Raw genomic sequence first — 8,889 nt, 5'->3', positions numbered from 1 at the left:
AATTTTTTCTTCAGCTTTTAATTGTTTCATCGCTTTTTCGACGTCTTTCTTTTCAAGACCTGTTAACTCTACAATTTTACCATTGTTAAGAGGTTCTCCAGCATTTTTCATCGCTTCAAGAATTTTTTCTGTATTTTCCATGCTTAGCACCTCCTGTCTTCATTTATAATGACACTATCATAATTCATCTACCTAATATTGTCAAATAATAGGATAAAATATAACGTTTTTTAATCAGTCTTCGTTTTTAGAACCCTTAAAGACAGCGAAATTCGATTATTTAGATAACTGATCGATATAAGTTTTAATCAGCTGCTTGACTTCTATTTCCGTGAAACCAAGTTGTTCAAAAACCGCCAAACTCACAATTAACACTCCCTTTAATACTTTTAAAAAGATCATTCACTAAATATTTTGACTTAGTGTACGTAACTCCATCTTCAAGTCGATAGTTATATTGTAATTCAATCTCTTTTAAAAGATAGGTCTTCTCATTCATTTTAATCTCTCCTTCTAATACCGATTCATTATCGTTTTCATCTTTCTATTATAGCAAATCGCCCCTATTTCGCTGACTTTTTTTATCAGACTAATCAAAACTAATCTTTCATCCTGAAGCGTTAATACTTAAACTTTTTTCTTAACGATTTTAAATAGTAAAAGAAAATGGATACTAATATAATCGAAACGGCTATCCCTATTCCTGTACTAAATGTATTATGAAGATGACTTGAAAACTCAGGTTCATCATTTAAAATAAAAGCTCTCATCGCATAATAAAGACTTCCTCCGGGTACTAATGGAATAACAGATGGCACTAAAAAGACAATAGCAGGAGATTTTAAAACACGGGCAAAGATTTCTGAATAAGCGGTTGCAAAAATTCCTGCAATTAAGTTACTTAAAAAAGCATCTTGATGAATAGAAAAGAGCCATAAATAAATGGTAATCGTAACCATTCCCCCAATCGTACCATAAATCAGTCTATCTTTCCTTACTCGAAAAAGGAGTGCAAACCCTAAACTCTCAATGGTTGCACTGATGATTAAAATCATATTTTCTTTCATTGTAATAGACCTCCCATAAAGTATAATGCTAATGAAAATCCACACGCAATGGCTGACGCAACTAAAATTGACTCAAAAAATCGCATTAAGCCAGCTAATAAATCTCTAGATAAAATCTCTCTAAAAGCTGTCATTATTCCAAGACCCGGGATTAAAACCATAATATCTCCAATCATTATCTTATCAATGTTTTTTCCAATCCCTAACTTAACTAATAAAATCGTCAGCATTCCAGCGAGCATGGAACACAATACCATATATAAGACCTGATTCATGTAATCTTTTTTAAAATAATTATCTAAGTAAAAAATAAAAGCTGCCACGATGGCAGATGGAACCATGTCGATGACTTCTCCTCCAAAGTAAATACAAGAACTTGTCGCAATGAGAATACAACCCAAGCAGACAGAAAAATTGATTGGAGGGCGAGATTGTTCCAATTCATTAATTTTTTCTCGAACTTCTATACAATTTGGTGCTGTCTCGCAAATCAGACGAGATAACGTATTCACGCCTTCTAACCCTTCAAGATTTGTACCATAAGAATATATTCGCCTCGTTTGCGTAATAATGTCACCATCAGTTGTTTGGATGGTCGCAATAATTAATGATCTGATCGCAAAAACATCAATTCGTTTAACTCCATATGCTTTGCAAATCCTAATAATAGAATCTTCAACACGTCCAATCTCTGCACCACATTTTGTTAGCTTCTCGCCAATATCTAATGCAAGCATTAAAACTTGCTGTGGATGATTCTTTTCTTCATTCATGACGACAACTCCTACTGTTAACTCTTCAATCTTAAACAAATGTTTTGTTAATCTTAACGTTCTATTATTAGTATTGACACAAAAATGGTGAATCATAACTAATTTTTACTAAGTCAGTGGTGCTAGTATAGTTTTATGGACACACTTAAGTTAAGTCGCTACAATAGACTTAATAAAAGGATGTGTCTGTATGAAAAAATATAATACTGAATTTAAATCAATGATTGTTGAACTTTATAAAACCGGACATTCAGTCAAAGAACTTAGTCGTGAATATGGTGTATCAGAAGTCACTATCTATAAATGGATCAAACAAATTGCTCCTATTACTTCAATCGATGATACTGACATCACACTTGAGGAGATTAAGCGCATGAAACAAGAGATGTTACGTCTACAAGAGGAAAATGAAATCTTAAAAAAGGCTATGACCATATTCGTGAGAAAGTAACTCAATCTGAATTATGTCAGTTTATTGATCAACATCATCAAGAACATGATATTAAGCAACTTTGTGAGGTCTTAAGTGTCCCAAGAAGCACTTATTATCAATCCAAGCATCAAATTGAATCTAAGTGGAAACGTGAAAATCATCAACTGCTTGAACGAATTAAGAAGATTTATTTTGAAAGTAGCCGTCGATATGGTGCCATTAAGGTACACCGTCAATTGATTAAAGAAGGATTCTCTGTTAGCTTGAAACGTGTTCAGCGATTAATGAAATCAGGCGGTTTAGCTTCGATTATTCAAAAGAAATATACCCCATACAAACAATCTAAAGAACTTGTTTTAGATCGTGATAATATTCTAGAACAGGATTTTTCGACGACTTCAATTAATCAAAAATGGGTATCAGATATTACTTATATTCACGTTCAAGAAGAAGGTTGGTGCTACTTAGCTTCAGTCATGGATTTACATTCAAAGAAAATTATTGGTTATCATTTTTCTAAGCAAATGACAACGGACATTATTGTTCAAGCCTTAAAGAATGCTTATGTTTCTCAAAGCCCCAAAGACAAGGTTATACTCCATACTGATTTAGGGACACAGTATACCAGCCAAGACTTTAAAAACTTAACTTCAGAACTTAATGTCGTTCAATCTTTTAGCCGTAAGGGATGCCCTTACGATAATGCTTGTATTGAATCGTTCCATGCCACTTTAAAGAAAGAAGAAGTGTATCAAACCAAATATGTGACGTTTGAACAGGCTAGAATGGCCTTATTTCAATATATTGAGGGCTGGTACAATCGTAAAAGAATTCATGGATCCATTAATTATTTAACACCAGAAGAATGTGAGCAACTTGCACGACAAATTGCTTAAAAACTTAACTTTTTTGTGTCCAAAATATTGACCTAGATCCACAGACTTTAAATGGCCTAAATTTATTTAACAAAAGAACCTATTAAATAAATTTAAGCCATTTACTTAATAGGTTATTCATGTCACTTTCTAAGCTCGTTTTATCATTTCTATTAGGAAAATAAATGTTTTTTAGTTGTGATGTTTCAAGATAGACTTTCCTCTCTTAGTAAACCTAGCTTAACTAACTGTGGCTTTATCCTCATTTTTACCTTTCACCAAACTTATTCCAATACCAAAAATAACGGTTAATAGGACAATCCCCCATCCCCCAGCAATTAGATTAGATACTGGATAACCATCATATGGTGTTGTTAAATTTGTGATTAAATAAGTCACACTAATAAATAAGAAGATAACTGGGCAAAGGTATTTGATGCAGGCACTCCACCACTTTCCATATTTAAAATCGGTATTACTGTTGAGATAGTCGCGGATGTTATCCGCTCCAAATACCCATCCTAAAGCTAAACATTCAACGAATCCAATCGCAATTAAATTAAAGTCATTCACAAAGTGATCCACAACATCTAACCAATAAAGTCCAGCCCGTGTCGCAAAAATTAGACTCGATGCAAATCCAATCACACATACCCATAACGTTGTTTTGGATTTATTCCATCCAAATTTATCAACCACCGCTGTAATAATAGCTTCAACAATCGAAAAGGCAGAATCAATTGCAAGGGTAAATAACATGATGAAAAAAACAAGAGAAAATAAAATGACTACCAAACGGCCACCTGGCATTTGAGCTAACGCCTCAGGATACGTTACAAAAGCTAGCATAATCCCCGTATGCTTCATTTGTGAAATCGGTGTTCCACTGACTGCTGATAAGTATCCAAGTGTCCCAAAGGCTGCGATTCCGGATAAAAAGCTAATTCCCGCATCTGCAAACCCAATGATCATCGCATCTTTTGTTACTTCTGCCTCTTTGTTTAAATAACTACCGTAGGCCACCATAATAGAAAATAAGATACTCAAACTAAAGAATATTTGACCGTAAGCTGCCGCCCACACATTAATATCTAGTAATGCTGACCAATCTGGAACTAAGTAATAACTCAAACCGTCAAATGCTCCCGGTAAAGTCATCGCACGAATAATTAAGAAAACAAGTAAAATAACAGGTAAAATAACGGTATACTTCACGACTTTCCCGACTGATGTGACTCCGTGACGGATACAATACCAAATGCAAACCCAAGCAAAAATAAGTGCTAAAAACACCACAGGACTAAAACCACCGAAATCAAACATTCCACTCGAAACCTGTAATACATCCCCCGTAAAGATATCAGCTGCCCCTTTTTCAATCCAAGGTGACTTAAATGACAGCGCCACATACTCAATGACCCATGCGACGACCACTGAATAATACGCACAAATACAAAATGCTGTTCCGACTCCCCACCAACCAATCCATTCAAACTTTTTATTCATTTTTGCAAAAGCACTTGGAGCACCAGACTGATATTTCTTCCCGATAGATAACTCAAGTGCTAATAATGGAATTCCAGCTGTTAGTAACGCCACAAAATAAGGAATTAAGAAGGCACCTCCCCCATTTGCATACGCAATCCCCGGAAATCGCCAAGCATTTCCAAGTCCAACCGCCGAACCAATGGCAGCCATAATAAAAGTACTTCTTGAACTCCATTGTTGTCTTGCCATACACTCATCCCCCCTGATTTCTAATCTATAATTAACTCTTCTTGATCATGATTTCCCCTTCATAATCAAATAATTAATTACCAATAATTGTAATTCAATGTTATTCTAACATATCTCATCAAAAACACAAGACACATTTTGGACATATTTATAAAAGAAAAAAATCGCTTTTCTCTAAAAAATAGAAAAGCGATTTTTAAATAAAATTTGAGAAACTCAAAGAATGATGCACACTTTATTCATGAAATAGCCTATGTACGAGAGTGCACTAAACAGACATGATTAAGATACTGTTACAAAAATGGAAGCAAATGAATCTACAATAATTCGATGTACTGTCCATATCCCGCTTCTTTCATGTTTGATTTTGGAATAAAACGTAAGGCAGCTGAATTAATACAATATCGTAAACCACCCGATGATAAGGGTCCATCATTAAACACATGACCTAAATGAGAATCTGCTTTTTGACTTCGCACCTCAATTCGATGCATCTGATGGGACCAATCGGCTTTCTCCTTAATCATACTCCGATGAATGGGCTTTGAAAAGGCAGGCCACCCACAGCCCGAATGAAATTTATCACGTGATAAAAAGAGGGGTTCCCCACTCACAACATCAACATAAATTCCTTCTTCAAAATGTTGATCATATTCATTAGTAAATGGAGGCTCGGTTCCATTATTTTGTGTCACTTCATATTGCATCGGAGTTAATCTAGCTCTTAACTCGTCTTGAGTTGGTTTTTGATACTTCATCTAACATTACACCACCTATAAAAAATTCATATGCTTTATTATCGCCCAATCAGTGAGTCCCTAATCTGTAAGTAGCTGAAAATAAAAACAGAGGGATTAAACATCCCTCTAGCGACCTATCTGGTTTCGATAAACTAATATAGCAAACTCAATTTCTGTATCAAGTGTTTGAACTGGGTTTAACTTCATTTGATCTTCTCGGCCTGTTTTATAATAATACGGTGTCATCATAAATAAGCTAACGATATCATGATTATTTGTAAGATGCATCATCTCTTTAATATCATGTCTTTCAATTAACTCAAAACCATCTACCTCTAAATTCTCAATGACATTTTCATAAGGCGTGTCATATACCGCTTTTTTTAACGACCATAAATGTTTCTCGAGTGGAATGACTTTAATCAAAAGTCCATCTTCTTTTAACGCACGTTGACATTCCTCACCTAAAAACGGAGCAAAAATAGAAATGATGATGTCACATGATTGATCCGCGACTGGTAAATCAGCAATACTTGCCACTGCTAATTCAATCTTTTTATTACGTTTGGCTGCATAATCAACGGCACACTTTGAAATATCAATCCCAAGCATCTTAATGTGCAAAGACTGCTCCGTTAAATGCTTTAGTATATGATCCGTATACCAGCCCTCACCACAACCAGCATCTAAGATTACATCCTGATCTTTGGCATGCTTGTTTACAACATCTTGCAGTTTTTCACGTAAAACATTGTAATAACCTGATTCTAAAAATTCTTTTCGGGCCTGAACCATTAATTTATCGTCACCATGACGCTTTTTTTTCGTTTGTTGTGACATTAAAAGATTAATGTATCCACTCTTTGCTCTATCAAAGTTATGTCCCTTGTGACATTTATAGCTTCTTTCTTCTACTACTAATTGGGTTTGACAAAGCGGACATATAAAATTACTGATCATGATCCATGAACCTCACTTCATAACTATATTTTTATCTTATTATATCATAACTGACGTAAAATGATTAAATTGACTATTCATTAAAGATTCTGTTTAATTCTGGTCATTTTTGAAGAATTTTAATTATTTCCATGGTGATGATTTATTTCAAAATTAAACCACACCTTAGCTCGTTGGTTCCAAACTTCATTTTCAATCAATCCATCATGAAAATCAGTTGCTTCAAATGAGCGTAAGAAATTAATATTGGCATTAAATCCTTCTTCAATCGACTGTACAATTAAACGAGCCCATATCGGTGCCACTTCATAAAGCGAGCTCTTGTACATCGTTTGTTTAAAATCCTCAACTGAATACAATGCAATATGATGACTAGCTTGCCACTTGCCATCTTCAAAACTTAAGATAGCATACTCAGCCCCACTCCACTGATTAAAATGGACTCCCGCTGCACCTGGATTTAACACCAGTGTCTGATTCACTTCTTTTTTCCAAGGTCGATGCGAATGTCCACAAACGAGTACTTCAGTTTGACAAGCTTGAACTGCTTCTAATAAACGATCTTGTTCTTTATCCTCATATAAGTGCTCACTAATATGAAAGGGTGATCCATGTACAATCCTGATCCACCCACACTTCCCACACGACCTCACACACGAATCAGATAACCCTTTAATATACTCCACATTTTCTTTCGTTAACGTTTTCGCCGTCCATACGACACTTGCCATCTGTTCATAGTTTCTCCAGTGTTGGTTCTCACCTTTTAAATAACTCAAAACATAATCTTCACGATTTCCTTTGATCACCGTTGCATTTAGGGTCTTAATATAATCTAAAACCTCATTAGGTTGCGAACAGTCTGCGATTAAATCGCCTGCAATGATATAATCACTGATTCCTGCTTTATTTAAGTCGCGAATAATCGCCTTCAAGGCATGTAAATTCCCATGAATATCTGCTATCACACCTATTCTCATTTGACAATCCCCTTTCTAAGGCTTTTATTATATCAAAAAAGAGTCATAATTAAAAAATTACGACTCTTTTTTCTTATTTTATTCCGATTCCAAATTGGTTAACACTAATCGAGCGATGGTAAATGCCATATTCATATCGCTTTCATCGTGATTGGTCAATAAAATGACGGATACTTTATCTTCTTTATGATGCAAAAGCATGGAATGCCATCCAATCAAGTTACCAGGATGGGAAATCGTATTCTCAAGATACATATCAACGTACCACCCATAACCGTAATCCTTATTGCCAATTTTAGAATACGGTGTAGACATCATCTTAAAACTTTCCTCAGAAATCAACTCATTTTTAGCAAGCGCTCGATCATACTTAAACAAATCCATAACGGTTGAATGCAAACCACCTGAAGCATATCCAAACGAAGGATTCAAAATCTTCGCATTATAACCCTCTGCAATATTTCCATTATAAGCGGTTGCCATATTATCTAGTGGCACCGCATCCATATTTAATCCTGAATCTGTCATCTCGCAAGGCTCTAAGATATTAAGTCGAACATAATCAGCATAAGACATTCCTGTAATTTGCTCAATAATGGCCCCCAGAAGATCATAACCTAAATTTGAATAAATCGCATAGACACCTGGTTCTTCATAATACAGATTATTTTCCTTAAAAGCATCTGCAATCACCTGATCAAGCGTCGTCGCCTGATTATAATTCGTCAAATCATCGCCTGAATAAAGAGCCGAGGTGTGGGTTAGCAATTGATGGATGGTAATTTCTTCTCCATGGGGTAACGTTGGAAAATACGTATCAATCGTTTGCTCAAGAGTCAATTGCCCACTTTCGACTAATTGTAAAATGCTAACAGCCACAAATGACTTTGAGACCGAAGCAATCTGAAACTTTTTATCAATTGTCATCGGTTCATGATTTTCAACATTAGCTAACCCATAACCTTTAACTAAAATTAAATCATCACCTGTTGAGACTAACGCTACTCCATTGAATAACTGCTCTTGCAAATAAGCATCAATTGATTTTGCAACGGTCTCATAATCCTTTGAAATTATTTCCGTCACGATTTCCTCTTCGACTGTTTCTTCTTGAGATGCTATATCTATAACATCACTCTCTTCTAGTGATGACTCCATTTTAAACTCTTCATGTCCACTTTTTTGACAACCACTCAATAATGCAGTAACGATTGCCACTGCCAAAGCTCTTTTATTCATAAATCCTCCCTTAAAACATCGACCCTATTCCTTCTAAACTCTAATATCCTCCCTTCGTTACTAGTTTATCATACGATTCAAAAAA

Annotated in this window: 9 protein-coding genes; 1 reads left to right on the top strand and 8 read right to left on the bottom strand. The window is 35.1% G+C overall.

All coding sequences use genetic code 11. The features are described from left to right. Positions 1-346 precede the first annotated feature (346 nt). From HMPREF9402_RS14570 to HMPREF9402_RS08025, 3 genes are all read right to left on the bottom strand, one after another. On the bottom strand, positions 347-499 hold the full coding sequence (locus HMPREF9402_RS14570; protein ID WP_009607070.1) for a hypothetical protein: 153 nt from the start codon (positions 497-499) through the stop codon (positions 347-349). A 121-nt stretch (positions 500-620) separates the two neighbouring features. Then, positions 621-1,067, bottom strand: coding sequence for a threonine/serine exporter family protein (locus tag HMPREF9402_RS08030; RefSeq protein WP_006784680.1), 447 nt, complete (start codon positions 1,065-1,067; stop codon positions 621-623). Further along, positions 1,064-1,840: a threonine/serine ThrE exporter family protein gene (locus HMPREF9402_RS08025; RefSeq protein ID WP_006784681.1), complete on the bottom strand. Its 777-nt coding sequence runs from the start codon at positions 1,838-1,840 to the stop codon at positions 1,064-1,066. Before HMPREF9402_RS08025 ends, HMPREF9402_RS08030 begins: the two co-directional genes overlap by 4 nt. A 190-nt stretch (positions 1,841-2,030) precedes the next feature. On the opposite strand from HMPREF9402_RS08025, the gene HMPREF9402_RS14185 reads away from it, so the two are divergent. Then, positions 2,031-3,169, top strand: a protein-coding gene (locus tag HMPREF9402_RS14185; RefSeq protein WP_229059730.1) for an IS3 family transposase whose coding sequence is annotated in 2 segments (ribosomal slippage) — positions 2,031-2,253 and positions 2,253-3,169 — 1,140 coding nt in all. Because the reading frame shifts where the segments join, the coding sequence is not laid out codon by codon here. Positions 3,170-3,388: 219 nt separating this feature from the next. On the opposite strand, the gene HMPREF9402_RS08010 is transcribed toward HMPREF9402_RS14185, so the two are convergent. The 5 genes from HMPREF9402_RS08010 to HMPREF9402_RS07990 form a co-directional block, all read right to left on the bottom strand. Further along, positions 3,389-4,885 carry a sodium-dependent transporter gene (locus tag HMPREF9402_RS08010; protein ID WP_009607060.1) on the bottom strand — a complete coding sequence of 499 codons (1,497 nt, stop codon included), beginning with the start codon at positions 4,883-4,885 and terminating at the stop codon, positions 3,389-3,391. 317 nt (positions 4,886-5,202) lie between these two features. Further along, positions 5,203-5,643, bottom strand: coding sequence for a peptide-methionine (R)-S-oxide reductase MsrB (gene msrB / locus HMPREF9402_RS08005; RefSeq protein ID WP_009607059.1), 441 nt, complete (start codon positions 5,641-5,643; stop codon positions 5,203-5,205). A 108-nt stretch (positions 5,644-5,751) separates the two neighbouring features. After that, complete coding sequence (locus HMPREF9402_RS08000) at positions 5,752-6,585, bottom strand: putative RNA methyltransferase (RefSeq protein WP_006784684.1); 834 nt, start codon at positions 6,583-6,585, stop codon at positions 5,752-5,754. A 119-nt stretch (positions 6,586-6,704) separates the two neighbouring features. Then, entirely contained in the window at positions 6,705-7,565 is an 861-nt protein-coding gene (locus HMPREF9402_RS07995) for a metallophosphoesterase family protein (protein WP_009607064.1), read from the bottom strand. 78 nt (positions 7,566-7,643) lie between these two features. Then, positions 7,644-8,804: a serine hydrolase domain-containing protein gene (locus HMPREF9402_RS07990; protein ID WP_009607068.1), complete on the bottom strand. Its 1,161-nt coding sequence runs from the start codon at positions 8,802-8,804 to the stop codon at positions 7,644-7,646. Positions 8,805-8,889 lie beyond the last annotated feature (85 nt).

The organism is Turicibacter sp. HGF1, from assembly GCF_000191865.1.
In the GTDB taxonomy this organism is placed as follows: Bacteria; Bacillota_I; Bacilli_A; order MOL361; family Turicibacteraceae; genus Turicibacter; species Turicibacter sanguinis.
Note: the sequence above shows the minus strand (reverse complement) of the source record. Positions and strands in the feature narration are given on the sequence as shown.